Origin of the sequence: Oceanimonas sp. GK1 (assembly GCF_000243075.1) — a bacterium.
Taxonomy (GTDB): Bacteria; Pseudomonadota; Gammaproteobacteria; order Enterobacterales; family Aeromonadaceae; genus Oceanimonas.
Genome location: NC_016745.1, coordinates 177,501 through 202,896, shown reverse-complemented (window position 1 = coordinate 202,896; position 25,396 = coordinate 177,501). Strand labels below are relative to the sequence as shown.

General features: G+C 58.4%; 36 protein-coding genes (1 of these 36 running past the window's edge). 32 read left to right on the top strand and 4 right to left on the bottom strand.

Annotated features, from left to right (window positions below):
* Positions 1-53: 53 nt before the first annotated feature.
* The 4 genes from GU3_RS01020 to argE form a co-directional block, all read right to left on the bottom strand.
* Positions 54-1,313, bottom strand: a complete 1,260-nt coding sequence (locus GU3_RS01020; RefSeq protein ID WP_014290694.1) for an imelysin family protein — start codon at positions 1,311-1,313, stop codon at positions 54-56.
* 90 nt (positions 1,314-1,403) lie between these two features.
* Positions 1,404-1,865, bottom strand: coding sequence for a Cys-tRNA(Pro) deacylase (ybaK, locus tag GU3_RS01015; protein ID WP_014290693.1), 462 nt, complete (start codon positions 1,863-1,865; stop codon positions 1,404-1,406).
* 219 nt (positions 1,866-2,084) lie between these two features.
* Positions 2,085-4,706, bottom strand: a complete 2,622-nt coding sequence (gene ppc, locus GU3_RS01010; RefSeq protein WP_014290692.1) for a phosphoenolpyruvate carboxylase — start codon at positions 4,704-4,706, stop codon at positions 2,085-2,087.
* A gap of 113 nt (positions 4,707-4,819) precedes the next feature.
* Positions 4,820-5,971, bottom strand: a complete 1,152-nt coding sequence (gene argE / locus GU3_RS01005; RefSeq protein WP_014290691.1) for an acetylornithine deacetylase — start codon at positions 5,969-5,971, stop codon at positions 4,820-4,822.
* Between the two features lie 247 nt (positions 5,972-6,218).
* Here argE and argC point away from each other — a divergent pair, with 247 nt between their 5' ends.
* From argC to rpoA, 32 genes are all read left to right on the top strand, one after another.
* Positions 6,219-7,232: an N-acetyl-gamma-glutamyl-phosphate reductase gene (argC, locus tag GU3_RS01000; protein ID WP_014290690.1), complete on the top strand. Its 1,014-nt coding sequence runs from the start codon at positions 6,219-6,221 to the stop codon at positions 7,230-7,232.
* 6 nt (positions 7,233-7,238) lie between these two features.
* Positions 7,239-8,024, top strand: a complete 786-nt coding sequence (gene argB / locus GU3_RS00995; protein ID WP_014290689.1) for an acetylglutamate kinase — start codon at positions 7,239-7,241, stop codon at positions 8,022-8,024.
* 10 nt (positions 8,025-8,034) lie between these two features.
* The gene (locus GU3_RS00990) at positions 8,035-8,943 is read left to right on the top strand and encodes an ornithine carbamoyltransferase (protein ID WP_014290688.1); all 909 of its coding nucleotides are present in this window, start codon (positions 8,035-8,037) and stop codon (positions 8,941-8,943) included.
* A 6-nt stretch (positions 8,944-8,949) separates the two neighbouring features.
* Positions 8,950-10,161: an argininosuccinate synthase gene (locus GU3_RS00985; protein ID WP_014290687.1), complete on the top strand. Its 1,212-nt coding sequence runs from the start codon at positions 8,950-8,952 to the stop codon at positions 10,159-10,161.
* Between the two features lie 206 nt (positions 10,162-10,367).
* Positions 10,368-11,750 (top strand): argininosuccinate lyase, encoded by a 1,383-nt coding sequence (gene argH, locus GU3_RS00980; protein WP_014290686.1) that lies wholly within the window; start codon positions 10,368-10,370, stop codon positions 11,748-11,750.
* 433 nt (positions 11,751-12,183) lie between these two features.
* Positions 12,184-12,495: a 30S ribosomal protein S10 gene (gene rpsJ / locus GU3_RS00975; protein ID WP_014290685.1), complete on the top strand. Its 312-nt coding sequence runs from the start codon at positions 12,184-12,186 to the stop codon at positions 12,493-12,495.
* 21 nt (positions 12,496-12,516) lie between these two features.
* On the top strand, positions 12,517-13,155 hold the full coding sequence (rplC, locus tag GU3_RS00970; RefSeq protein WP_014290684.1) for a 50S ribosomal protein L3: 639 nt from the start codon (positions 12,517-12,519) through the stop codon (positions 13,153-13,155).
* Positions 13,156-13,172: 17 nt separating this feature from the next.
* Positions 13,173-13,778, top strand: a complete 606-nt coding sequence (gene rplD / locus GU3_RS00965; protein WP_014290683.1) for a 50S ribosomal protein L4 — start codon at positions 13,173-13,175, stop codon at positions 13,776-13,778.
* Positions 13,775-14,077 (top strand): 50S ribosomal protein L23, encoded by a 303-nt coding sequence (gene rplW / locus GU3_RS00960; RefSeq protein ID WP_014290682.1) that lies wholly within the window; start codon positions 13,775-13,777, stop codon positions 14,075-14,077. The genes rplD and rplW overlap by 4 nt, the downstream gene beginning before the upstream one ends.
* Positions 14,078-14,094: 17 nt before the next feature.
* Entirely contained in the window at positions 14,095-14,919 is an 825-nt protein-coding gene (rplB, locus tag GU3_RS00955) for a 50S ribosomal protein L2 (protein WP_014290681.1), read from the top strand.
* A gap of 21 nt (positions 14,920-14,940) precedes the next feature.
* Positions 14,941-15,219, top strand: coding sequence for a 30S ribosomal protein S19 (rpsS, locus tag GU3_RS00950; RefSeq protein ID WP_014290680.1), 279 nt, complete (start codon positions 14,941-14,943; stop codon positions 15,217-15,219).
* Positions 15,220-15,229: 10 nt separating this feature from the next.
* Entirely contained in the window at positions 15,230-15,562 is a 333-nt protein-coding gene (gene rplV / locus GU3_RS00945) for a 50S ribosomal protein L22 (RefSeq protein WP_014290679.1), read from the top strand.
* 18 nt (positions 15,563-15,580) lie between these two features.
* Positions 15,581-16,276 (top strand): 30S ribosomal protein S3, encoded by a 696-nt coding sequence (rpsC, locus tag GU3_RS00940; RefSeq protein WP_014290678.1) that lies wholly within the window; start codon positions 15,581-15,583, stop codon positions 16,274-16,276.
* Between the two features lie 12 nt (positions 16,277-16,288).
* On the top strand, positions 16,289-16,702 hold the full coding sequence (gene rplP, locus GU3_RS00935) for a 50S ribosomal protein L16 (protein ID WP_014290677.1): 414 nt from the start codon (positions 16,289-16,291) through the stop codon (positions 16,700-16,702).
* On the top strand, positions 16,702-16,893 hold the full coding sequence (gene rpmC, locus GU3_RS00930; RefSeq protein ID WP_014290676.1) for a 50S ribosomal protein L29: 192 nt from the start codon (positions 16,702-16,704) through the stop codon (positions 16,891-16,893). The genes rplP and rpmC overlap by 1 nt, the downstream gene beginning before the upstream one ends.
* Before the next feature lies 1 nt (position 16,894).
* Positions 16,895-17,155, top strand: coding sequence for a 30S ribosomal protein S17 (gene rpsQ / locus GU3_RS00925; protein WP_014290675.1), 261 nt, complete (start codon positions 16,895-16,897; stop codon positions 17,153-17,155).
* A 160-nt stretch (positions 17,156-17,315) separates the two neighbouring features.
* The gene (gene rplN / locus GU3_RS00920; protein WP_014290674.1) at positions 17,316-17,684 is read left to right on the top strand and encodes a 50S ribosomal protein L14; all 369 of its coding nucleotides are present in this window, start codon (positions 17,316-17,318) and stop codon (positions 17,682-17,684) included.
* Between the two features lie 10 nt (positions 17,685-17,694).
* Entirely contained in the window at positions 17,695-18,012 is a 318-nt protein-coding gene (gene rplX / locus GU3_RS00915; protein ID WP_014290673.1) for a 50S ribosomal protein L24, read from the top strand.
* 12 nt (positions 18,013-18,024) lie between these two features.
* Positions 18,025-18,564, top strand: a complete 540-nt coding sequence (rplE, locus tag GU3_RS00910; RefSeq protein ID WP_014290672.1) for a 50S ribosomal protein L5 — start codon at positions 18,025-18,027, stop codon at positions 18,562-18,564.
* Positions 18,565-18,575: 11 nt separating this feature from the next.
* Positions 18,576-18,881, top strand: coding sequence for a 30S ribosomal protein S14 (gene rpsN, locus GU3_RS00905; RefSeq protein ID WP_014290671.1), 306 nt, complete (start codon positions 18,576-18,578; stop codon positions 18,879-18,881).
* Between the two features lie 22 nt (positions 18,882-18,903).
* Complete coding sequence (gene rpsH, locus GU3_RS00900) at positions 18,904-19,296, top strand: 30S ribosomal protein S8 (protein WP_014290670.1); 393 nt, start codon at positions 18,904-18,906, stop codon at positions 19,294-19,296.
* 9 nt (positions 19,297-19,305) lie between these two features.
* Positions 19,306-19,839: a 50S ribosomal protein L6 gene (rplF, locus tag GU3_RS00895; RefSeq protein ID WP_014290669.1), complete on the top strand. Its 534-nt coding sequence runs from the start codon at positions 19,306-19,308 to the stop codon at positions 19,837-19,839.
* Positions 19,840-19,848: 9 nt separating this feature from the next.
* Entirely contained in the window at positions 19,849-20,202 is a 354-nt protein-coding gene (gene rplR / locus GU3_RS00890) for a 50S ribosomal protein L18 (RefSeq protein WP_014290668.1), read from the top strand.
* Positions 20,203-20,216: 14 nt separating this feature from the next.
* On the top strand, positions 20,217-20,717 hold the full coding sequence (gene rpsE / locus GU3_RS00885; protein WP_014290667.1) for a 30S ribosomal protein S5: 501 nt from the start codon (positions 20,217-20,219) through the stop codon (positions 20,715-20,717).
* Positions 20,718-20,723: 6 nt separating this feature from the next.
* Positions 20,724-20,906, top strand: coding sequence for a 50S ribosomal protein L30 (gene rpmD, locus GU3_RS00880; RefSeq protein WP_014290666.1), 183 nt, complete (start codon positions 20,724-20,726; stop codon positions 20,904-20,906).
* Between the two features lie 4 nt (positions 20,907-20,910).
* Positions 20,911-21,345, top strand: coding sequence for a 50S ribosomal protein L15 (gene rplO / locus GU3_RS00875; protein ID WP_014290665.1), 435 nt, complete (start codon positions 20,911-20,913; stop codon positions 21,343-21,345).
* Positions 21,346-21,353: 8 nt separating this feature from the next.
* Entirely contained in the window at positions 21,354-22,685 is a 1,332-nt protein-coding gene (secY, locus tag GU3_RS00870) for a preprotein translocase subunit SecY (protein ID WP_014290664.1), read from the top strand.
* 26 nt (positions 22,686-22,711) lie between these two features.
* Positions 22,712-22,828 (top strand): 50S ribosomal protein L36, encoded by a 117-nt coding sequence (gene rpmJ / locus GU3_RS00865; protein ID WP_014290663.1) that lies wholly within the window; start codon positions 22,712-22,714, stop codon positions 22,826-22,828.
* A gap of 146 nt (positions 22,829-22,974) precedes the next feature.
* Positions 22,975-23,331 carry a 30S ribosomal protein S13 gene (rpsM, locus tag GU3_RS00860; RefSeq protein WP_014290662.1) on the top strand — a complete coding sequence of 119 codons (357 nt, stop codon included), beginning with the start codon at positions 22,975-22,977 and terminating at the stop codon, positions 23,329-23,331.
* A 14-nt stretch (positions 23,332-23,345) separates the two neighbouring features.
* Positions 23,346-23,738, top strand: a complete 393-nt coding sequence (gene rpsK, locus GU3_RS00855) for a 30S ribosomal protein S11 (protein ID WP_014290661.1) — start codon at positions 23,346-23,348, stop codon at positions 23,736-23,738.
* A gap of 30 nt (positions 23,739-23,768) precedes the next feature.
* Entirely contained in the window at positions 23,769-24,389 is a 621-nt protein-coding gene (rpsD, locus tag GU3_RS00850) for a 30S ribosomal protein S4 (RefSeq protein ID WP_014290660.1), read from the top strand.
* Positions 24,390-24,413: 24 nt separating this feature from the next.
* Positions 24,414-25,396: the 5' portion of a DNA-directed RNA polymerase subunit alpha gene (gene rpoA / locus GU3_RS00845; protein WP_014290659.1), read on the top strand. 7 nt of this gene lie beyond the right edge of the window; only the first 983 of its 990 coding nucleotides appear in the window; it begins with the start codon at positions 24,414-24,416; its stop codon lies off the right edge, out of view.

Genomic DNA, 25,396 nt, shown 5'->3' with positions numbered 1-25,396 from the left:
AAAGGGCCGTGCAGTGCCGGCCCCTTGGTTTTTATTGTGTCAGTGCCGCCGGCTCAGAACTCGTGATCGGCGGTGTCCGGGTTCAGGTTGCTGATGCCCACGGTATTGGCGGCCAGCTCAATGGCGCGGGTTTGCTCCACCAGGGCGTTGATGGCATTCATCACCAGCTGGTTGCCTTCGGGGTTATCGGCGGCGATCAGCTGATCGAAGTGCACCTGGTCCACCTCGGCGGACTGCACCAGCTGGTACACCGCCTGTTCACTGGTGCGGAACTGATCGCCGATTTGGGCGGCGGCCTGGTCATCCTGCTGGGCCACCAGTTGCAGCAGGGAGGGGCCCTGCAGGGTGCTGCCGTCGGCGCGTTGATAGGTGCCGAACATCAGGTTGCTGATGCCTTTCTCGTTGTAGTAGTGGGAATGGTGGGTGTTGTCGGAGAAGCAGTCATGCTCGTCTTCCACCGAGTTGGCCACCAGCGCCACCTTCATGCGCTCGCCGGCCAGCTCGCCCAGAGACAGGGAGCCCATGCCGAACAGCATGCGGCGCAGGCCTTCTTCCGCCGGCAGGGCGGTGAGCTCGGCGCGGTAGTTGTCCTGACCCGGCTGCCACTGGTCCACCATGTACTGCAGATCGTTGATCAGCAGCCGGCTTGCGGCCTGCAGGTAATCGCGGCGACGGTCACAGTGGCCGTTGGTGCAGTCAGCCCCCAGGGCGAAGTCGGTCCAGGGACGCTCACCGGCACCGGCGTTGGTGCCGTTCAGATCCTGGCCCCACAGCAGGAATTCAATGGCGTGGTAGCCGGAGGCCACGTTGGCTTCCGAGCCGGCCAGCTCATTCAGGCTGGCCAGCAGCTCGGGAGTGATGTTGCTGACATCCAGCAGTTCGCCACCCACCTGCAGCCTGGTATTGGCAATGAGGTTGGCGGTGGCGCCGGGGTTGCCCAGCTCATGCTGGTAGCCGGGGGCCACATAGTCGATCAGGCCCTCGTCCAGCGGCCAGGCGTTGAGCTGACCTTCCCAGTCGTCGACGATGGCATTGCCGAAGCGGAATACTTCCGACTGCTGGTAGGGCACCCGGGCGGCCAGCCAGGCGGTGCGGGCGGCATGCAGGGTCTGCTCGCTCGGGGTGGCCAGCAGGGCGACAATGGCCTGGTCCAGCTGTTGGGCGGTGCTGAGCGAGTCGCTGTACACGGCCAGGGCGATATCGGTGTAGTGCGTTACCACCTGCTCCTGGGTCACGGCAGGGGTGCTGGTCTGGGCGCAGGCGCTCAGCAGGCCACCGATGGCGGCGGCCAGCGCGAGTTTGCGGAAGGGCATCTGGTTATCCTTATGTATTTGAGAATCGTTTACATTGGTACTGTGATTCTAACGGCAGCAAGGACAGGAAAACAATGACCCAGAGCGGACTTATTCGGCAATGGGGGCACTGACGGCGTTCAGCAGGCGTTCGATGTCCTGAGCCGCCAGCCCCACCGACAGACCGCGCTTGCCGCCGGAGACCAGCACGCTGTCGTGATCGTGGGCGGAGGCGTCGATCACGGTAGGCAGGCGCTTTTTCTGGGCAAAGGGGCTGATGCCACCCACCTTGAAGCCGGTGAGCCGCTCGGCCTTGTGCGGCGGCATCATCTCCAGTTTTTTCATCCCGGCGGCCTTGGCCAGCCGTTTGAGGTTGACCTTGCCCGAGGACGGCACCAGCGCCACCACGGCACCCTGCTCGCCTTCGGTGAGCAGGGTCTTGAATACCCGGTTCAGCGGCACGCCCAGCTGGCCGGCGGCGTGGGCGCCAAAGTCGTCCTGGGCCGTGCACTCGTACTGGTACAGGGTAAAAGTGGCCTGTTGCTTTTCCAGAAACAGAATGGCGGGGGTCATGGCGCAGTCCGGTGAATAAATGAAGCAAAAATTATGCAGGGAACGGGAAGGAGAGAAAAGGGGGAATCATGGGAGTGGGACTGGGAAAATCATTGATACTGGTTTTGAGCGCCTTCGGCACTAATGCAGGCTGGCAGCCTGCGCTCCACCGGTTCGTTGATGGAGCGCGGGCAGCCTGCCCGCATATTGCCGCCGCAGCGGCAACCGTGTACGACTGGTTTACCCCGTGTTACGCATACCGGCGGCGATGCCGGCGATGGTGACCATTAGCGCCTGATCCAGCACCGGGTGAATGTCCCCCTGCTCCCGGGAGCGCTTGAGCAGCTCGGCCTGCAGCACGTTGAGCGGATCCGTGTAGGGGTTGCGCAGCTTGATGGACTCCTGAATCCAGGGCTCGCTGGACAACAGTTCCGATTTTTCCTTCAGCTGCAGCACCAGCTCGGTGCTGGCGCGCAGCTCGTCCCGCAGCCGCTTGCCCAGGGGCTTGAGCTTTTCGGGCACCAGCACGCTGTCGTAATAGGCGGCCAAGCCCAGGTCGGCCTTGAGGAACACCATTTCCAGCATGTCGAGGCGGGCGCGGAAGAAGGGCCAGCCCTTGTTCATGGCGCGCAGGGTGGCCTCGTGGCCGTCTTCCATCACCTGTTCCAGCCCTTTGTGGGCGCCCAGCCAGGCGGGCAGCATCAGCCGGTTCTGGGTCCAGGCGAAGATCCAGGGAATGGCGCGCAGGCTTTCCACGCCGCCGTCGGGCTTGCGCTTGGCCGGGCGGGAGCCCAGGGGCAGCTTGCCCAGCTCCAGCTCCGGGGTGGCGGCGCGGAAGTAGGGCACAAAGTCGGGCTCGCCGCGGATCAGGCTGCGGTAATGGGCGCAGGACACCTCCGCCATGGAGTTCATCAGCGTGCGCCATTCGGGCTCGGGCTCGGGAGGCGGCAACAGGTTGGCCTCGAGCACGGCGCTGGCATAGAGCGCCAGGCTGTCGATGGCCACTTGGGGCAGGCCGAACTTGAAGCGGATCATCTCGCCCTGCTCGGTCACCCGCAGGCCGCCGAGGGTGGAGCCCGGCGGCTGGGCCAGAATGGCCTGGCGGGCCGGACCGCCGCCCCGGCCCAGGCTACCGCCGCGACCGTGGAACAGGGTAAGGGTGACGTTTTCCCGTGCGCTGATGGCCACCAGCTTTTCCATGGCGCTGTACTGGGCCCAGCCGGCGGCCAGCATGCCCGCGTCCTTGGCGGAGTCGGAGTAACCGATCATCACGTACTGGCGGCCCTGCATATAGCCTCGGTACCAGGGCAGCTGATACAGCCGCTCAATCACCGCGGCGCCCTGGTTGAGATCGTCCAGGGTTTCAAACAGCGGGGCCACCGGCAGCGGGAAATCCACCCCGCATTCCTTCAGCAGCAGTTGCACCGCCAGCACGTCCGACGGCTCGCCGGCCATGGAGATGATGTAGATGCCAAAGGCATCCCGCGGGTGACGGGCAATCACGCCGCAGGTGTCGAGCACCTCCTGAGTGTCGGCACTCGGTTGCCACTGGCGGGGCAGCAGCGGACGGCGGGAGTTGAGCTCGTTGAGCAAAAACGCCTGCTTGTCGGCCTCGCTCCATTCGGCGTAGTCGCCCAGGCCCAGGTAGCGGGTGATTTCCGCCAGGGCCTGGGTGTGGCGCTCGCCGTCCTGACGAATGTCGAGCTTGAGCAGGTGAATGCCGAAACAGGCCGCCTTGCGGATCACGTCCAGCAGCAGGCCGTCGGCGATCTTGCCCAGGCCGCATTGCTGCAGCGAGCGGTAACAGAGCTCCAGGGGCTGGCGCAGTTGCTCGGTTTGAGTGATCAGATCCCGGGCGTCGGTCTTCTGGCCCTGTACTCGGGCGTTGAGGTGCAGCAGGGTTTCCCGCAGTTCTTCCCGAAGCACGCGCAGCACCGCCCGGTAGGGCTCGTCGCTGTCACCACTGGCGGCACGCAGTTCGGTATTGGCCTCGGACATGGACAGCTCGGAGACCAGCTCCTGAATGTCGGCGAGGAACAGCGAGCTGGCCATCCAGCGCCCCAGCAGCAGGACTTCTTCGGTGACCTTGGCGGTCACGAACGGGTTGCCGTCCCGGTCGCCGCCCATCCAGGAGGTAAAGCGCACCGGCGCCGCGTCCAGGGGCAGGCGTTCGCCCAGCTCGTTTTCCAGGCGCTGGTCGAGCTGGCGCAGAAACCGGGGCAGGGCGGGCCAGAGGCTGTTTTCAATGACCGCAAAGCCCCATTTGGCTTCATCCACCGGCGTGGGGCGCTGGGCGCGGATCTCGTTGCTGTGCCAGGCTTGGGTGATCAGCTGATCCACCCGGGCCAGCAGCCCGGCCTTTTCTTCCTCCGGCAGCTCCAGTTCCAGCGCCGCCAGGCAGTCGTTGAGCTGCACGTGCTTGTGAATAAAGGTGCGGCGGGTCACCTCTGTGGGGTGGGCGGTGAGCACCAGATCGATGTCGAGGGCGGCCACCGCCTCGCGAATGGCGGCCTCGCCGACGTTGGCAGTCCTGAGCCGTTCAAAGACCTGATCGAGGGGGCTGGGACCGGCGTCCTGACGGTAGCCCCGGGAAATGGTATGGAACTGCTCGGCCACGTTGGCCAGGTTAAGAAACTGACTGAAGGCCCGGGCCACCGGCAACAGTTCGTCGTCGCTCAGCTGCTTGAGGGTGGTCAGCAGTCGCTGCTGATCTTCGTCGTTGCCCTGGCGGGCCGATTTGGCCAGCTGGCGAATGGTTTCTATTTTGTCGAGGAAGGCCTGTCCGTGATGATCCCGAATGGCATCGCCCAGCAACTGCCCCAGCAGGCCGACATTGGCCCTGAGTGCCGCATGATTATCCATATTCGCCTCTTTTTGTTTGTTTATTACAAAACAGTCACGTTTCCCTGTTCCATTCAGCCAGCTTTCCCCAATACGGTCAATCCTTCCACCGGATTGACATCACATTTCGTAATTTAATTACTTAAGCAGAAGCGGCTGACCAGATGCTGCAACACCGCCACCGTGGGTTTGACGAAGGACAGATCCAGGTATTCGTCGGGCTGGTGGGCCTGGGCGATATGACCCGGCCCCAGCACTATGGTCTGGCAGCCCAGCTGGTTGATAAAGGGCGCTTCGGTGCAGTAGTTCACCGCTTCCGCCGGATTGCCGGTGAGCTCGGCGGCGGCGCGCACCAGCTCGGCGTCCGGGTCGGTGCCGTAGGGCGGAATGGGCTCGTGCAGGTGGGTCAGCTCCAGGGCGCCGGGATACTGCTCCTTGATGGGGGCCAGGGCATGGTGCAGCAGGCCGAGCAGTTCGTCGGGGCCCACGCCGGGAATGGGGCGCATGTCAAAATGCAGCTCACAGCAGGCACAGATGCGGTTGGGGCTGTCGCCGCCGTGAATATGGCCCAGGTTAAGGGTGGGCTGAGGCACCTTGAAGTGGGGGTTGGCGTATTTTTCCTTGAGCTGGCGCTGCAGATCGATCAGCCGGCCCATGACCTGCTGCATGATCTCCAGGGCGTTGACGCCGTTGGCGGGATCCGAGCTGTGGCCGCTTTTGCCGGTGACGCGAATGGCTTCCGACATGTGGCCCTTGTGCATCATCACCGGCACCAGTCCGGTGGGCTCGCCGATCACCGCGTAGTCGGGCTTGATCGCCATGGCGCTGGCAATGGCCCGGGCCCCGGCCATGGTGGTCTCCTCGTCGGCGGTGGCGAGAATGCGAATGGGCTTGTCGAGTTTGCTCAGATCCAGGTCTTTCAGCGCTTCCACAATAAAGGCAAAGAAGCCCTTCATGTCGATGGTGCCCAGGCCGTAGAGGCGGTTGCCTTCTTCGGTGAGGGTGAACGGGTCCTTGTTCCAGCGGCCCGGGTCAAAGGGCACGGTGTCGGTGTGGCCGGCCAGCAGCAGGCCGCCGTCGCCTTCGCCTTTGGTGGCCAGCAGGTTGAACTTGCCGGGCAGGTCGGGCAGCTCGGTCACTTCCACCGCAAAACCGAGCTGGCTGAACCAGTCGGCCAGCAGGCGAATGACCTGCTCGTTGCTCTGATCCCAGCTGCTGTCGGTGCTGCTGATGGAAGGCAGGGCGATGATGTCGCGGTACATGTCCAGCAGATTGAGAGATGTCATGGATCCTCCGTTGAAAATATCCCAATTTAAATTCAACACAATTGCATAAATATGTTTTTGTTGCTAGTCTGCCACTCTGTCATTATTCAGTTACCAGCGGCGGCAAGCGGGCAGGTGTTTTCCTTGTCGCCCGCCGGCGGGCACGGCCCGCCCGACGATTTGCCTCAGGGTGACACAGGCCCTGCAAACACGCTAGGCTGATGCCTGCTTATTTATAACAAGCTGAATCGAGACTACGGACACGACCATGTTGAAAGCTGCAATCATAGGTGCCAGTGGTTATACCGGCGCCGAGCTGGCCGGACTGATCCAAGGCCATCCCAACCTGACCCTGGCCGGACTCTATGTGTCCGAGGGCAGTCAGGACGCCCACAAGCCGTTTGCCAGCCTTCACCCCCGCTGGCGCGGCGTGATTGAGGCTCCCTTGCTGCCGCTGGATGACGAGGCCATCAGCCGCATTCACACCGAGGCGGATCTGGTGCTGCTGGCCACCGCCCATGAAGTGAGTCACGACCTGGCACCGGGTTTTCTGGCCAAGGGCCTGCCGGTGTTTGACCTGTCCGGTGCCTTCCGGGTACCGGGGGAGGGCTTCTACGATCAGTTTTACGGCTTTGCCCACCAGCACGCCGACTGGCTGGCCGATGCCGCCTACGGGCTGGCGGAGTGGAACCAGGACGCCATTCGGGCCGCGAAGCTGATTGCCGTGCCCGGCTGTTATCCCACCGCGTCATTGAGTGCGCTCAAGCCATTGCAGGCGGCCGGACTGCTCGACGACAGTCGCAAGCCCATCATCAGCGCCGTGTCCGGGGTCAGTGGCGCCGGCCGCAAGGCCAGCATGGCCAACAGTTTTTGCGAGGTCAGCCTCAAGCCTTACGGCGTGTTCAGCCACCGCCACCAGCCCGAGATCAGCCATCACCTGGGCTGCCAGGTGGTGTTCCAGCCGCACCTGGGCAACTTTATCCGCGGCATTCTGGCCACCATTTATGTACAGCTGAAGGACGGCGTGAGCGACGAGCAAATCGCCGCCGCCTATCAGCAGGCTTACAACGGCCAGCACATCGTGCGGCTGGCAGGGCAGTGGCCCCAGATCAACGACGTGGCCGGCACCCCCTTCTGCGATCTGCACTGGAGCCGGGACGGCGACCAGCTGATCGTGGTGTCGGCCATCGACAACCTGCTGAAGGGCGCCGCCAGTCAGGCCATTCAGTGCATCAACATTCATCAGGGATTCTCGCCGCTGGCGGGTCTGGTCAAGGAGTAACAAACGATGTCCGTGCAACAACCGTTGGTGATCAAGCTGGGTGGCACCCTGCTGGAAAGCGACAAGGCGCTGGAAGCCCTGTTTTCCACCCTCAAGACCTTTATTAATGAATCCAACCGTCCGCTGGTGCTGGTGCACGGCGGCGGCGTGCTGGTGGACAACCAGCTCAAGGCCATGGGGCTGACCTCCACCAAGAAAAACGGCCTGCGGGTGACCCCCTTTGAGCAGATCCCGGTGATCGCCGGCGCCCTGGCCGGCACCGCCAACAAGCTGCTGCTGGCCCAGGCCATTGCCCATGAGATCCCCTCCGTGGGCCTGTGCCTGGCCGATGGCGGCCTGTGTCGGGTCAGCCAGCTGGATCCCGAGCTGGGCGCCGTGGGCCAGATTGAAGGCGGCGACGCCACCCTGGTGAGCTCGCTGCTGGCCGGTGGTTTTCTGCCCATCGTCAGCTCCATCGGCATTACCTTTGACGGCAAGCTGATGAACGTGAACGCCGATCAGGCCGCTACTGCCATTGCTGAAATTCTGGAAGCCGAGCTGGTGATGCTGTCCGACGTCAGCGGCATTCTCGATGGCAAGGGCCAGCGCATTGCCCATCTGACCGAGGCCGAGGCCAATGAGCTGATGGAAAAGAACATCATCAAGGACGGCATGGCGGTCAAGGTGAAGGCGGCGCTCAAAGCCACCAAGACCCTGGGCAAGCCGGTGGCCGTGGGCAGCTGGCGTTACCCGGAGCAGCTGCTGTCGCTGCTGGCCGGCGAGTCCGAGCACGGCACCCGTATTTCTCACTAAGGAAGGTCCCATGCAGCATTTACTGAGCCTGAAGGACTACAGCAAGGCGCAAATCGAGCAAATCCTCGAACTGGCCAAAGACGTCAAGGCCAATCCGGCCAAGTATGCCGATGCCCTCAAGGGCAAGAGCGTGGTGACCCTGTTTGAAAAGCCGTCGCTGCGTACCCGGGTGACCTTTGATATCGGCGTCAACAAGCTGGGCGGCCATGCCGTCTACCTGGACAGCCAGAACGGCGCCATGGGCAAGCGGGAAACCGTGCAGGACTTCGCCGCCAACCTGTCCCGCTGGTGCGATGCCATTGTGGCCCGGGTGTATGACCACCAGACCCTGGTGGAAATGACCGAGCACGCCACCGTGCCGGTGATCAACTCCCTGTGCAACCTCTATCACCCCTGTCAGGCACTGGCGGATTTTCTGACCATTTCCGAGCACTTCGATGATCTGAGCAAGGTGCACCTGGCCTATGTGGGCGAGGGCAACAACGTGACCAACTCGTTGTTGCTGGGCGGCGCCATTCTGGGCACCACCGTCACCGCCGTGAGCCCTCGCGGCCATAATGTGGATGCCCAGATCCTGAAGGAAGCCGAGGCCCTGGCGGCCGTCAGCGGCGCCAAGATTCGAGTGACCGATAGCCTGGACGATATCGAAGGCGTGGATGTGATCTATACAGACACCTGGGTTTCCATGGGTGATAATACGCCGCTGGAGCAGGTGAAGGAGATCTACATGCCGTACCAGATCAACCAGGCCCTGCTCGACAAAACCGGAGCCTCCAAGGTGCTGCATTGCCAGCCCGCCCACAGGGAGTGGGAAATTACTTCCGAGGTCATGGACGGCCCTGCCTCCCTGATCCTCGACCAAGCCGAAAACCGCATGCACGCCCAGAACGCCGTGCTGCTGACACTGATGAAGGGATAATTGTTAATGAGCCAATTCAAAAAGATCGTGCTGGCCTATTCCGGCGGCCTGGACACTTCCGCCATCATTCCGTGGCTGAAAGAGAACTACGAAGGCTGTGAAGTGGTGGCCTTTGTGGCCGATGTGGGCCAGGGCGCGGAAGACCTGGAAGGCGTGGAAGAAAAGGCCATCGCCTCCGGCGCCTCCAAGTGCATTGTGGCCGATCTGAAAGACGAATTCGTCAACGACTACGTTTACCCCACCCTGACCACCGGCGCCATCTACGAAGGCACCTACCTGCTGGGTACCTCCATGGCCCGTCCGGTGATCGCCAAGGCGATGGTGGAAGTGGCCCTGGCCGAAGGCGCCGACGCCATCTCCCACGGTTGTACCGGCAAGGGCAACGACCAGGTGCGTTTTGAAGGCGCCGTGGCGGCCCTGGCCCCGCAACTGGCGGTGATCGCCCCGTGGCGGATCTGGGACATGCGCAGCCGTGAAGACCTGCTGGATTACCTGGCAGAGCGCAACATCAAGACCACCGCCAGCGCCACCAAGATCTATTCTCGTGACGCCAACGCCTGGCACATCTCCACCGAAGGTGGCGAGCTGGAAAGCACCTGGAACGAGCCCTCCGAGCAGGCCTGGACCTGGACCGTGTCGCCCGAGCAGGCGCCCGACAAGGCCGAGACCGTGTCTCTGACCGTTGAGCAAGGCCGCATCGTGGCCGTGGACGGCAAGGCCATGACCCCGTACCAGGTGCTGGTCCACCTGAACGAGCGTGCCGCCAAGCACGGCGTGGGCCGGGTCGACATCGTGGAAAACCGTCTGGTGGGCATGAAGTCCCGCGGTTGCTATGAAACTCCCGGTGGTACCGTCATGATGGCCGCCCTGCGCGCCATTGAAGAGCTGGTGCTGGACAAGCCGACCCGCGCCTGGCGCGAGCGCGTGGGCGCCGAGTTCTCCCACCTGGTGTACGACGGCCGCTGGTTCACCCCGCTGTGCAAGGCGCTGCTGGCCTCTGCCGAAGCCATTGCCGAGGACGTGTCCGGTGAAGTGGTACTGAAGATGTACAAGGGCCAGGTGACTGCCATTCAGAAGCAGTCGCCCAACAGCCTGTACTCCGAAGAGTTCGCCACCTTTGGCGAAGACGAGGTGTACGACCAGAGCCACGCCGAAGGCTTTATTCGTCTGTACTCGCTGGCCAGCCGCATCAAGGCGCTCAAGGCCCAGCAGAAGTAAACACCGATAAAAAGGGGGCTTCGGCCCCCTTTTTCCGAGTTGTAAGCTATAAGCTGTCAGCTGTAAGAAAAAACACGTTATATTCACCGTTTTTACAGCGACGCCGGACCGGCAGACGGAAGTCAATAATCATCAGCCACTTGGGGCGCTGATAGCTTAAAGCTTACGGCTTTGTTTCCAGCTTTGTTTATAGGAGTAACAAAATTATGGCACTTTGGGGTGGACGTTTTACTCAGGCCGCAGATACCCGCTTCAAGCAGTTCAACGACTCGCTGCGTTTTGATTACCGGCTGGCGGAGCAGGACATCGTCGGCTCCGTGGCCTGGTCCCAGGCGCTGGCCAAGGTAGGGGTACTGACCGCCGATGAGCAGCAGCGGCTGGAACAGGCGCTGAACGATCTTAAAGCGCGGGTAGTGGCCGATCCAGAGCAAATTCTCCAGTCCGACGCCGAAGACATTCACTCCTGGGTGGAAGGGGAGCTGATCGCCGCCGTGGGCGATCTGGGCAAGAAGCTGCACACCGGCCGCAGCCGCAACGATCAGGTGGCCACCGATCTCAAGCTGTGGTGCAAGGCGCAGGTGCCGCAATTGCTGGAAAAGATCGACGCCCTGCAACAGCAGCTGGTGGCCGTGGCCCGGGAGCAGCAGGGGACCGTGCTGCCCGGTTACACTCACCTGCAGCGCGCCCAGCCGGTGACCTTTTCCCACTGGTGCCTCGCCTACGTGGAAATGCTGGAGCGGGATTACACCCGGCTACAGGATGCCGCTGCTCGCATGGATACCTGCCCGCTGGGCTCTGGTGCCCTGGCCGGTACCGGTTTTCCGGTAGACCGCCATGCGCTGGCTGTGTCTCTCGGCTTTGCCGGCCCCACCCGCAACAGCCTGGACTCCGTTTCCGACCGGGACCACGTGCTGGAGCTGATCAACTGTGCCGTGAACTCCATGATGCACCTGTCGCGCTTTGCCGAAGATCTGATCTTCTACAACTCCGGTGAAGCGGGTTTCCTCGAGCTGTCCGATGCCGTGACCTCCGGCTCCTCGCTGATGCCCCAGAAGAAGAACCCGGACGCCCTGGAGCTGATCCGCGGCAAGACCGGCCGGGTGTTCGGCGCCTATGCCGGCATGATGATGACCCTGAAGGCCCTGCCCCTGGCCTACAACAAGGACATGCAGGAAGACAAGGAAGGCCTGTTCGACGCCCTCGACACCTGGTACGACTGCCTGGAAATGGCCGAAATGGTGCTGCATGACCTCAAGGTCAATGAAGACAAGACCCGGGAAGCGGCCCAGGGCGGCTATTCCAACGCCACCGAAATGGCCGATTACCTGGTGTCCAAGGGCATTCCGTTCCGGGAAGCGCACCACATCGTGGGTGCTATCGTGGTACACGCCATCGGCAAGAAGCTGCCGATGGAAGCGCTGCCGCTGGCAGACTTCAAACAGTTCAGCGATGTGATTGAAGACGACGTCTACCCGCGCCTGACCCTGGAGTCCAGCCTGGCCAGCCGCTGTGCCCTGGGTGGGGTGGCCCCGAAACAGGTGGAAGTGGCCCTGGCCAACGCCGAGCAGCACCTCAAGGCCCGCAAGTAATTCGCAAGACAGCGCCATACCTCAGGAAGAGCCCGCCAGGGCTCTTTTTTGATCTTGTCTGGGCCACTCCAGTCACCTCACGCCTCACTCCTGACGCCTTACCCCTTACCCCTTACCCCTTACCCCTTACCCCTTACCCCTTACCCCTTACCCCTTACCCCTTACCCCTTACCCCTTACCCCTTACCCCTTACCCCCTCACGCAGCGGCTGGTTAAAAAATAACGGCCCGGACTTGCAAGCCTGCGCCAATTCCGTATAATGCCGCTCGCTTGGTTAACTTTACCGAGCGAGCCGAAAGGTTCATGCCAGGTAGCTCCTGGCTCTTACAGGCCCCCGATATGGTGGGCACCGTTGTTAAATCACACCCCCTCTTTTACCTAAAAGAGCAGGCGGTGCTGATTTTATGTTCTTTATCCAATTGGAGCTCTGGTAATGCAGAACCAAAGAATTCGTATCCGCCTGAAGGCGTTCGATCACCGTCTGATCGACCAGTCTACTGCGGAGATCGTAGAAACTGCCAAGCGCACCGGCGCCCAGGTTCGCGGTCCTATCCCGCTGCCGACTCGCAAAGAGCGCTACACCGTACTGGTATCTCCACACGTGAACAAAGATGCACGTGATCAGTACGAAATTCGTACTCACAAGCGTCTGGTCGACATCGTTGAGCCCACCGACAAAACTGTCGATGCGCTGATGCGTCTGGATCTGGCTGCTGGCGTCGACGTCCAGATCAGCCTGGGCTAATAACGGAAAGAGGTTTTATCAATGGCAATCGGTCTAGTAGGTCGTAAGCTGGGTATGACCCGTGTCTTCACCGAAGACGGCGTGTCCATCCCGGTCACCGTTATCGAAGTAGATGCCAACCGTGTTACCCAGGTGAAAACACTGGAACAGGATGGCTATGCTGCCATCCAGGTGACCGCTGGCACCAAGAAAGCGAACCGCATCACCAAACCGGAAGCTGGCCACTTCGCCAAAGCCGGTGTGGAAGCAGGTCGCGGTCTGTGGGAATTCCGCCTGGGTGAAGGCGAAGGCGACAGCATCGAAGTTGGTGCCGAGCTGAAAGTCGACATCTTTGCTGATGTCAAGAAAGTAGACGTTACCGGTACTTCCAAGGGTAAGGGTTTCGCTGGTGCTGTTAAGCGCTGGAACTTCCGCACTCAGGACATGACTCACGGCAACTCTCTGTCTCACCGCGCTCCGGGTTCTATTGGTCAGAACCAGACTCCGGGTCGCGTGTTCAAGGGCAAGAAAATGGCCGGTCACATGGGTGCTGAGCGGGTAACCACTCAGAACCTGGAAGTGGTTCGCGTTGATGTTGATCGTAACCTGCTGCTCATCAAAGGTGCAGTCCCGGGTGCGACTAACGGCAACGTCATCGTTAAACCTGCCGTTAAAGCGTAACGTCTGAGGAGATAGTAATGGAATTGGTAATGAAAGACGCGCAAGGCGCTCTTGAAGTTTCCGAAACTACCTTCGGGCGTGAGTTCAACGAAGCTCTGGTGCATCAGGTTGTTGTGGCCTATGCCGCCGGTGCTCGTCAAGGTACTCGTGCTCAGAAGACCCGTTCCGAAGTGTCCGGCGGCGGCAAGAAGCCGTGGCGCCAGAAGGGCACCGGCCGGGCCCGTGCCGGTACCATCCGCTCTCCGATTTGGCGTTCCGGTGGTGTGACTTTCGCGGCCAAACCGCAAGATCACAGCCAGAAGGTCAACAAGAAGATGTACCGTGGTGCCATCAAGAGCATCCTCTCCGAGCTGGTACGTCAAGAGCGTCTGATCGTGGTAGAGAAGTTCGGTGTGGAAGCGCCGAAGACCAAAGAGCTGGTTGCCAAGCTGAAGCAGTGGGATCTGAACGACGTTCTGATCGTGACTGGCGAAGTGGACGAGAACCTGTTCCTGGCCGCTCGCAACCTGTACAAGGTTGACGTGCGTGACGTGGCCGGTATCGACCCGGTTTCTCTGATCGCGTTCGACAAGGTACTGGTAACTGCCGACGCAGTTAAGCAAATCGAGGAGATGCTGGCATGATCCGTGAAGAGCGTATTCTGAAAGTTCTGAAGGCGCCGCATATCTCTGAAAAAAGCACCATGGTTGCCGAAAAGACCAACACTATCGTGTTCAAGGTTGCCAAGGATGCTACCAAAGCCGAAGTAAAGGCGGCGGTCGAGAAGCTGTTCGAAGTTGAAGTAAAAGATGTTCGCACTCTGCTGGTCAAGGGTAAAACCAAGCGTACCGGTATGCGTGTTGGCCAACGTTCCGACTGGAAAAAGGCCTACGTGACCCTGAAAGAAGGTCAGGACATCGACTTCATCGGCGGCGCCGAGTAAGAGAGGAGTAATTAACAATGGCAATCGTAAAATGTAAGCCTACTTCTCCGGGTCGCCGTCATGTGGTCAAGGTAAGCAACCCGGAACTGTACAAAGGCAAGCCGTTTGCAGCCCTGCTGGACAAAAAGTCCAAGTCTGGTGGCCGCAACAACAACGGTCGCATCACCACCCGTCATATCGGTGGTGGTCACAAGCAGCACTACCGTATCATCGACTTCAAGCGCAACAAGGACGGTATTCCGGCCAAGGTTGAGCGTCTTGAGTATGATCCGAACCGCTCTGCCAACATCGCCCTGGTGCTGTACGCAGACGGTGAGCGTCGTTACATCCTGGCCCCGAAAGGCGTTCAGGCCGGCGACCAGCTGCTGTCCGGTGACGCTGCTCCGATCAAGGCCGGCAACTGCCTGCCGATGCGCAACATTCCCGTGGGCTCTACCGTTCACGCGATTGAAATGAAGCCTGGCAAAGGCGCGCAGATCGCCCGTTCCGCCGGTACTTACGCCCAGATCCTGGCTCGCGAAGGCAACTACGTGACCCTGCGTCTGCGCTCCGGCGAAGTACGCAAGGTGCTGGCCGAGTGCCGTGCCACCCTGGGTGAAGTGGGCAACGCTGAGCACATGCTGCGTCAGCTGGGTAAAGCCGGTGCACAGCGCTGGCGTGGTGTTCGCCCGACCGTACGTGGTGTGGCGATGAACCCGGTAGACCACCCGCACGGTGGTGGTGAAGGTCGTACCTCTGGTGGCCGTCACCCGGTTACCCCCTGGGGTAAACCGACTAAGGGCGCCAAAACCCGTAAAAACAAGCGTACCGACAAGTTCGTGGTACGTCACCGTAACAAGTAATAGTTTTTTAGAGGTATCACCATGCCACGTTCTCTCAAGAAAGGTCCGTTTATCGACCTGCACTTGCTGAAGAAGGTAGAGAAAGCGGTGGAAAGCGGGGATAAAAAGCCAATTAAAACCTGGTCCCGTCGTTCAATGATCATTCCGAACATGATCGGTTTGACCATCGCTGTCCATAATGGTCGTCAGCACGTACCTGTCTACGTTTCCGATGAAATGATCGGTCACAAGCTGGGTGAATTTGCACCGACTCGTACTTATCGCGGCCATGTCGCTGATAAGAAGGCCAAGAAGCGTTAAGGGGTAAAAGATGGAAGCTATAGCTAAACACCGCTTTGCTCGTACTTCTGCCCAGAAGGCGCGCCTGGTAGCCGATCAAGTTCGCGGCTTGTCCGTAGACAAGGCACTGAATGTCCTGGCGTTCAGCCCGAAAAAGGCTGCCGTTCTGGTCAAGAAGGTACTGGAATCTGCCATTGCTAATGCCGAGCACAACGAAGGTGCGGATATCGATGAGCTGAAGGTGACCAAGATCTTCGTTGACGAAGGTCCCACCATGAAGCGTATTCGTCCTCGTGCCAAGGGCCGCGCGGACCGTATCATGAAGCGTACCAGCCACATCACTGTGGTTGTGTCCGACCGCTAAGAGGCTAGGAGACAAGCAATGGGCCAGAAAGTACACCCGAATGGTATTCGCTTAGGTATCACCAAGCCTTTTAATTCGACCTGGTTTGCGAATACCAAGGACTTCGCTGACAACCTGCACAGCGATTTTCAGGTACGTCAGTTCCTGAACAAGGAACTGAAGAACGCCTCCGTTTCTCGCGTCGTGATCGAGCGTCCGGCCAAGAGCATCCGTGTGACCATTCACACTGCTCGTCCCGGCGTGGTGATCGGCAAGAAAGGCGAAGACGTTGAAAAACTGCGCAAGCACGTCGCCAAACTGGCTGGCGTACCTGCTCAGATCAACATTTCCGAAGTGCGTAAGCCTGAGCTCGACGGTCAGCTGGTTGCCGATTCTATCGCTTCCCAGCTGGAGCGTCGCGTAATGTTCCGTCGTGCCATGAAGCGCGCGGTTCAGAACGCCATGCGCATTGGCGCCAAGGGCATCAAGGTAGAAGTGAGCGGTCGTCTGGGCGGCGCTGAAATCGCGCGTACCGAATGGTACCGTGAAGGTCGTGTGCCTCTGCACACCCTGCGTGCCGACATCGACTACGCAACTTCTGAAGCATCTACCACTTACGGCATCATCGGCGTAAAGGTTTGGATCTTCAAGGGTGAGGTACTGGGCGGCCTGCAAGCCGTTGCCCAGGAGCCGCAAGCCCCGTCCAAGCCCAAGCGCAAAGGCCGCGGTAAGTAAGGAGACTCGGACATGTTGCAACCAAAACGTACGAAATTCCGTAAAGTCCACAAAGGCCGTAACCGCGGTGTGGCGACCTCAGGCAACCAGGTATCCTTTGGTTCCTTTGGTCTGAAAGCGACCACTCGTGGACGTATCACTGCTCGTCAGATCGAAGCAGCGCGTCGTGCCATGACTCGTCACGTCAAGCGTCAAGGCAAGATCTGGATCCGTATCTTCCCGGACAAGCCGATTACCGAAAAGCCCCTGGAAGTACGTATGGGTAAAGGTAAGGGTAACGTGGAGTACTGGGTAGCACAGATCCAGCCGGGTCGTGTTCTGTACGAAATGGATGGTGTACCGGAAGCGCTGGCTCGCGAAGCCTTCGCCCTGGCTGCTGCCAAACTGCCCGTTAGAACCACTTTTGTAACTCGGACGGTGATGTGATGAAAGCACAAGATCTGCGTGAGAAGAGTGTTGAAGAGCTGAACCAGGAACTGCTGGGTCTGCTGCGCGAACAGTTCAACCTGCGCATGCAAGCGAGCACTGGCCAGCTGGCTCAGACTCACAACCTCAAAACGGTACGTCGCGACATCGCGCGTGTGAAGACTGTTCTGAATGAAAAGGCAGGTGCCTAAGATGAGCGAACAAAACATTCGTACTCTGCAGGGCCGTGTAGTCAGCGACAAGATGGACAAGTCCATCACTGTGGCTATCAACCGCTTCGTGAAACACCCGATCTACGGGAAGTACATCAAGCGTACTACCAAACTGCACGTTCATGACGAGAACAACGAGTGCAAGGCCGGCGACGTCGTGACCATTCGCGAATGCCGTCCTCTGTCCAAGACCAAGTCCTGGACCCTGGTAAAAATCATTGAGCGTCCGGTCAAGGCCTAACGTTCTCTGATATACTAACCCGGTCAAACGGCCCAGCGATGGGCCGTTTGTTTTTTACGCTACCCTTTCGCATTTGGCGGTGCTATAATGCCGCGCCTTCTTTGGCAGCCAACATGCCCTGAAAGGGGTTTTAACGTAGTAATTTTAGCGGAGCACTAACATGATCCAAATGCAAAGTATGCTGGACGTGGCCGACAACTCCGGCGCGCGCAGCGTAATGTGTATTAAGGTCCTGGGTGGTTCGCACCGCCGTTACGCCGGCATCGGCGACATCATCAAAGTTACCGTCAAGGAAGCAATTCCGCGCGGTAAGGTTAAAAAAGGTGATGTAATGAACGCGGTGGTCGTTCGCACCCGTAAAGGCGTTCGTCGTCCGGACGGCTCTGTCATCCGTTTCGACCGTAATGCGGCCGTGATTCTTAACAACAATCACCAGCCGATCGGTACTCGTATTTTTGGCCCGGTGACTCGTGAGCTTCGTTCTGAGAAGTTCATGAAGATTGTTTCACTGGCACCGGAAGTACTGTAAGGAGTCAACGATGGCAGCAAAAATCCGTCGCGATGACGAAGTCATCATTCTTACCGGCAAGGACAAGGGCAAGCGTGGCACTGTCACCAAGGTCCTGACCGAGGAAGGTAAGGTAATCGTCTCTGGTATCAACATGGTCAAGAAGCACCAGAAGCCCGTGCCCCAACTGGGTCAGGCTGGCGGTATTATCGACCTGGAAGCACCGATTGACGTTTCTAACGTAGCGCTGTTCAACTCTGCCTCTGGCAAGGCTGACCGCGTAGGTTTCCGGATTGAAGACGGCAAGAAAGTCCGTTTCTTCAAATCCACCGGCGAACTTGTGAAGTAATTGGAGTATACGATGGCGAAACTGCATGATTACTACAACGAAAATGTAGTAAAAGAACTGATGAGCCAGTTCGGGTACAAGTCTATCATGCAAGTCCCTCGGATTGAGAAAATCACCCTGAACATGGGTGTGGGTGAAGCGCTGGCTGATAAAAAGATCCTGGATAATGCTGCTGCCGATCTGGCTGCCATTTCCGGTCAAAAGCCGCTGGTCACCAAAGCTCGTAAATCCGTTGCTGGCTTCAAAATCCGTGAAGGCTACCCCATTGGTTGTAAAGTAACTCTGCGCGGCGAGCGTATGTGGGAGTTCCTGGAGCGTCTGATTTGCATCTCTATTCCCCGGATTCGTGACTTCCGTGGCCTGAACCCTAAGTCGTTCGATGGTCGTGGTAACTACTCCATGGGCGTGCGTGAGCAAATCATTTTCCCTGAAATCGATTATGACAAGGTAGATCGTGTACGTGGTCTGGATATCACCATCACTACCACTGCCCAGTCAGACGAAGAAGGTCGTGCTCTGCTGGCTGCCTTTGACTTCCCATTCCGTAAGTAAGGTGTAGGGTTATGGCAAAACAATCAATGAAAGCTCGCGAAGTCAAGCGCGCAAAGCTGGCTGCCAAATACGCAGTCAAGCGTCAGGCACTGAAAGACATCATTTCCGACGTTAAGACTTCTGATGAAGACCGTTGGGATGCGGTGCTCAAGCTGCAGCAACTGCCCCGTGACGCAAGCCCCTCTCGTCAGCGTAACCGCTGCAACATCACTGGTCGTCCGCATGGTTTCCTGCGGAAGTTCGGCCTGAGCCGCATCAAGGTGCGCGAACTGATGATGAAGGGTGAAATTCCGGGCCTGAAGAAGGCTTCTTGGTAAGCGAACACGGGAGTAATACACAATGAGCATGCAAGATCCGATCGCGGATATGCTGACCCGCATCCGCAACGGTCAGGCAGCCAACAAAGTTGCTGTCTCCATGCCTTCCTCCAAGGTCAAGGTAGCGATTGCCAAGGTCCTGAAAGAAGAAGGTTATATCACTGACTACGCTGTATCCGGTGACACCAAGGCCGAACTGGAAGTTACTCTGAAGTATTTCCAGGACGCCCCCGTGGTTGAACTGCTGCAGCGTGTAAGCCGCCCCGGTCTGCGCATCTACAAGAAGCGCGACGAGCTGCCGAAAGTAATGGCCGGCATGGGTGTGGCCATCGTTTCCACGTCTCAAGGTGTGATGACCGACCGTGCCGCGCGTAAAGCCGGTATGGGTGGTGAGATCATCTGCTACGTTGCTTAAGGAGTAGATATGTCTCGCGTTGCTAAGGCACCTATCGAAATTCCTGCCGGCGTAGAAGTGACGTTGAACGGTCAGGAAATTACCATCAAGGGCGGCAAAGGTACGCTGAATCGTACCCTCAATGCTGCTGTTGAAATCAGCCAGAACGACAACCAGTTGACCTTTGCCCCGCGCGAAAACGTGGCCGGCGCCAATGCCCAGGCCGGTACCGCCCGTGCTCTGGTCAACAACATGGTTATCGGTGTTACCCAAGGCTTCGAGCGTAAGCTGCAGCTGGTTGGTGTGGGCTATCGTGCTCAGATGAAAGGCAACGCCGTTGCCCTGTCTCTGGGTTTCTCTCATCCGGTTGAGCATGCGCTGCCTGAAGGTGTATCCGCTGAATGTCCGTCCCAGACTGAGATCGTTCTCAAGTCTGCCGACAAGCAGCTGATCGGCCAGGTTGCTGCCAACATTCGTGCGTACCGCAAGCCGGAGCCCTACAAGGGCAAGGGTGTTCGCTACTTTGGTGAACAGGTTCGCAGCAAAGAGGCTAAGAAGAAGTAAGGTAACACTATGGACAAAAAAGCAGCTCGTATCCGCCGTGCTACTAAAGCACGCAAAAAGATGCTGGAACTGGGTGCTACTCGCCTGGTGGTTCACCGTACTCCGCGCCACATCTATGCCCAGGTTATTGCACCGAACAGCACCGCTGTTCTGGCTTCCGCGTCTACCGTCGAGAAGTCTGTTCGCGAACAGGTGAAGTACACCGGTAACATCGATGCCGCCGCGCTGATCGGTAAAATCATCGCTGAGCGTGCGCTCGAGAAAGGTGTTAAAGAGGTCGCTTTTGACCGTTCCGGTTTCCAATATCACGGTCGTGTAGCCGCTCTGGCTGCTGCTGCCCGTGAAGCTGGTCTTCAGTTCTAAGGGTGGAGTCGAAAATGGCAAAAATCGAAGCTCAAGCCGGTGAACTGCAGGAAAAGCTCATTGCAGTAAACCGTGTATCAAAAGTGGTAAAAGGTGGTCGTATCTTCTCCTTCACTGCACTGACAGTGGTAGGTGACGGTAACGGTCGCGTTGGTTTTGGTTACGGCAAGGCCCGTGAAGTACCCGCCGCCATTCAAAAGGCGATGGAACAGGCTCGTCGTAACATGTGTACCGTTGGCCTGAACAACGGCACCCTGTTCCACCCGGTCAAGGGTCGTCACTCTGGCTCCAACGTGTACATGCAGCCCGCTTCCGAGGGTACCGGTATCATCGCCGGTGGCGCCATGCGCGCCGTTCTGGAAGTGGCTGGCGTGCACAACGTGCTGGCCAAGACCTACGGTTCCACCAACCCGAACAACGTAGTTCGCGCTACCATCGACGCTCTGGCTCATATGAAGTCGCCCGAGCAGGTCGCTGCCAAGCGTGGTCTGAGCGTTGACGAAATTCTGGGGTAATGCGCCATGGCTAACAAGACTGTAAAAGTTACTCAGACTCGTAGCTCCATCGGCCGTCTGCCTAAGCACAAGGCAACGCTGCGTGGCCTCGGTCTGCGTCGCATTGGTCACACCGTTGAGCTGGAAGACACAGCTTGCGTACGCGGTATGATCAATCAGGTTTACTACATGGTTAAGGTAGAGGAGTAATCGCATGCGTTTGAATACTCTGTCTCCTGCCGCCGGCTCCAAGCCTTCCGCCAAGCGCGTAGGCCGTGGTATCGGTTCCGGTCTGGGCAAGACCGGCGGCCGCGGCCACAAGGGTCAAAAGTCCCGTTCCGGTGGTAAGGTTCGCAATGGTTTTGAAGGCGGTCAGATGCCGCTGAAACAGCGTCTGCCGAAGTTTGGTTTTACTTCGCGCAAGTCTCTGGTCAGTGCCGAAGTCCGTCTGAGTGAACTGGCGAAAGTTGAAGGCGACGTGGTGGATCTGAACACCCTGAAGCAGGCTGGCGTTCTGACCAAGAACATCCAGTTTGCCAAGGTCGTTCTGTCCGGTACCATTGACCGTCAAGTGACTGTGGTCGGCCTGGGTGTCACCAAAGGTGCCCGTGCTGCCATTGAAGCCGCCGGCGGAAAAATCGAGGAATAATAAGTACTATGGCCAAGAAACCAGGATTAGAAGCTAAAAACGCACAGGGCGGGCTGAGTGAACTGAAAAGCCGTCTGCTTTTCGTTCTGATCGCGATTGTCGTGTTCCGCGCCGGCTCCTATGTGCCTATTCCTGGTATTGACGCCGCCGTACTTGCCGACTTGTTCCAGCAACAACAGGGCACCATCATTGAAATGTTCAACATGTTCAGTGGTGGCGCTCTGGAACGAGCGTCCATACTGGCGCTGGGGATAATGCCGTATATTTCTGCGTCCATTATCATCCAGCTGCTGACTGTGGTTCACCCTCCCTTGGCCGAGCTCAAGAAGGAAGGTGAAGCGGGCCGCCGCAAAATCAGTCAGTATACCCGGTATGGCACGCTGGTTCTGGGCACCATTCAGGCCATCGGTATTGCCACCGGTCTGCCGAACATGATGCCGGGCCTGGTGATAAACCCAGGGCTCGCTTTCTACTTTACGGCAGTGGTGAGCCTGGTCACCGGTACCATGTTTTTGATGTGGTTGGGTGAGCAGATTACCGAGCGGGGCATTGGTAATGGTATCTCGTTGATTATTTTCACGGGTATTGTTGCCGGTCTGCCTTCGGCCATCGGTGCCACGGCAGAGCAGGCGCGTCAGGGGGAATTGCACATTCTGTTGCTGTTGCTGCTGGCCGTGATCGTGTTTGCCGTGACCTATTTCGTGGTGTTTGTTGAGCGTGGCCAACGCCGCATTGTGGTGAACTATGCCAAGCGTCAACAGGGCCGCCAGGTGTTCGCGGCACAGAGTACACACCTGCCCCTGAAAGTGAACATGGCGGGGGTTATTCCAGCGATTTTTGCATCCAGCATTATTCTTTTCCCGGGTACCGTGGCCTCTTGGTTCGGTCAGGGCGAAGGGTGGTTTGCCAACCTGCTGCAGGAGCTCTCGCTCACGCTGCAACCCGGCCAGCCGCTGTACGTAATGTTGTATGCCGCTGCCATCATCTTCTTCTGTTTCTTCTATACCGCGCTGGTGTTTAATCCGCGCGAGACGGCAGACAACCTGAAGAAGAGCGGTGCCTTCATTCCGGGTATTCGCCCGGGTGAACAGACAGCGCGCTACATTGATAAAGTAATGACTCGCCTGACCCTGGTCGGTGCCCTGTACATTACCTTTATCTGTCTGGTTCCACAGTTCCTGATGACAGCCTGGAACGTCCAGTTTTACTTTGGCGGAACCTCGCTGTTAATTATTGTGGTCGTCATCATGGATTTCATGGCTCAGGTGCAAACCCACATGATGTCTCATCAGTATGGCGATGTCCTGAGAAAAGCGAACCTGAAGGGTTACAACCGTTAAGGTTCGGTTATTTACGGAGTTAAGCAATGAAAGTCCGTGCTTCCGTTAAGGCTATTTGCCGTAACTGCAAGATCATCAAGCGTCACGGCGTGATCCGCGTGATCTGCACCTCTGACCCCAAGCACAAGCAGCGCCAGGGTTAAGGTTAAAAAAGTTACGGTTTAGCTTGAAAATTGAAGGCAGGCTGGCTAAAGTAGCCAGCCACCTTCGTTAGGTGAAAGTTCAGCCATTACGTATCCTCGACGGGCTTTGTAATGGCTTTTTATTCGTTAATATGTAGGAGTGCATAGTGGCCCGTATCGCTGGCATTAACATTCCTGACCATAAACATGCCGTCATCGCTTTGACCGCTATTTATGGCGTCGGTCGTACCCGCTCCAAGGCCATTTGTGCCGCAGCCGGTATCGCCGAGAATGTGAAAATTAAAGAATTGGATGAAGCTCAGGTAGAATCTCTGCGTGAGCAAGTGGCCAAGTTCACCGTTGAAGGTGACCTGCGTCGCGAAGTTTCCATGAACATCAAGCGTCTGATGGACCTGGGTTGTTACCGTGGCCTGCGTCATCGTCGCAGCCTCCCCGTTCGCGGTCAGCGCACCAAGACCAACGCGCGTACGCGCAAAGGTCCTCGTAAACCGATCAAGAAATAACGGGAAGGTAGATCATGGCTAAAACTCCGGCTCGTAGCGCTCGTAAGCGCGTCAAAAAGCAGGTGAGCGACGGTATCGCCCACGTTCATGCTTCTTTCAACAACACCATCGTAACCATCACTGACCGTCAGGGTAACGCTCTGTCTTGGGCAACTGCCGGTGGTTCAGGTTTCCGTGGTTCCCGCAAGTCCACCCCGTTCGCGGCTCAGGTAGCTGCCGAGCGCGCCGGTGAAATTGCCAAGGAATACGGTGTGAAGAACCTGGAAGTAATGGTTAAAGGTCCGGGTCCGGGCCGCGAGTCATCCATCCGTGCGTTGAATGCGGCAGGTTTCCGCATCACCAACATCACCGATGTGACTCCCATCCCGCACAACGGTTGTCGTCCTCCCAAGAAACGCCGCGTATAACGTTTCTTGTAGGATAGTTGGAGAAAGAACATGGCAAGATATCTGGGTCCCAAGCTCAAACTGAGCCGTCGTGAGGGCACTGACCTCTTCCTGAAGTCAGGTGTTCGCGCGATTGATTCAAAGTGTAAAATTGATACCGCACCCGGTCAGCACGGCGCTCGCAAGCCCCGTCTGTCTGACTACGGTGTACAGCTGCGTGAAAAGCAGAAAGTTCGTCGTATCTACGGCGTGCTGGAAAAGCAATTCCGCAACTACTACAAAGAAGCTGCGCGCCTGAAAGGCAACACTGGTGAGAACCTGCTGCAGCTGCTGGAAGGTCGTCTGGACAACGTCGTATACCGCATGGGCTTTGGTGCTACCCGCGCCGAGTCTCGCCAGCTGGTGAGCCACAAGGCCATCCTGGTAAACGGTCAGGTTGTTAACATTCCTTCCTTCCAAGTTTCTCCCGAAGACGTTGTCAGCGTTCGCGAGAAGGCCAAGAAGCAAGCCCGGATCAAAGCTTCCCTGGAGCTGTCCGGTCAACGTGAAAAGCCGACTTGGGTAGAAGTTGACGCTACCAACATGCAAGGCACCTACAAGCGCCTGCCTGAGCGTAGCGACCTGTCTGCCGAGATTAACGAACAGCTGATCGTCGAGCTTTACTCCAAGTAAAGCTGGCTTCTAAGAGAGGACACAATGCAGGGTTCTGTAACAGATTTTCTTAAGCCGCGTCTGGTTGATATTGAACAAGTCAGCCAGACTCATGCCAAAGTGACTCTCGAGCCGCTGGAGCGTGGCTTTGGTCATACATTGGGTAATGCGCTGCGTCGTATTCTGCTTTCTTCCATGCCGGGCTGTGCCATCACCGAAGTTGAACTCGACGGTGTACTGCACGAGTACAGCAGCAAGGAAGGTATCCAGGAAGATATTCTGGAAATCCTGCTCAACCTCAAAGAGGTTGCTATCAAGCTGGAAGGCAAGGACGAAGTTACCCTGTCACTGACCAAAACTGGTGCAGGTCCCGTAACTGCAGGCGACATCACCCATGGTGATGACGTCGAGATCGTTAACCCAGAGCACGTCATCTGTCATCTGACAGGGGACGACGCCGACATCAGCATGCGTCTTAAGGTGCAGCGTGGCCGGGGCTATGTACCTGCCTCCGCCCGTGCCCACACCGAAGACGACGAGCGTCCGATTGGCCGCCTGCTGCTGGATGCGGCGTACAGCCCCGTGGTTCGTATCGCCTACAATGTAGAGGCGGCCCGTGTTGAACAGCGTACCGACCTGGACAAGCTGGTTATCGACATGGAGACCAACGGCACCCTGGATCCGGAAGAAGCCATCCGCCGCGCGGCCACTATCATGGCCGAACAGCTGGAAGCCTTCGTGGATCTGCGTGACGTCAGCGAGCCGGAAGAGAAAGAAGACAAGCCTGAGTTCGATCCTATCCTGCTGCGTCCTGTCGACGATCTGGAACTGACAGTTCGTTCTGCGAACTGTCTGAAGGCAGAAGCGATCCATTACATTGGTGATCTGGTACAGCGTACCGAGGTGGAGCTGCTGAAGACTCCCAACCTGGGTAAAAAGTCTCTTACCGAGATTAAAGACGTGTTGGCGTCTCGTGGTTTGTCTCTGGGCATGCGCCTGGAGAACTGGCCGCCTGCCAGCATCGCTGA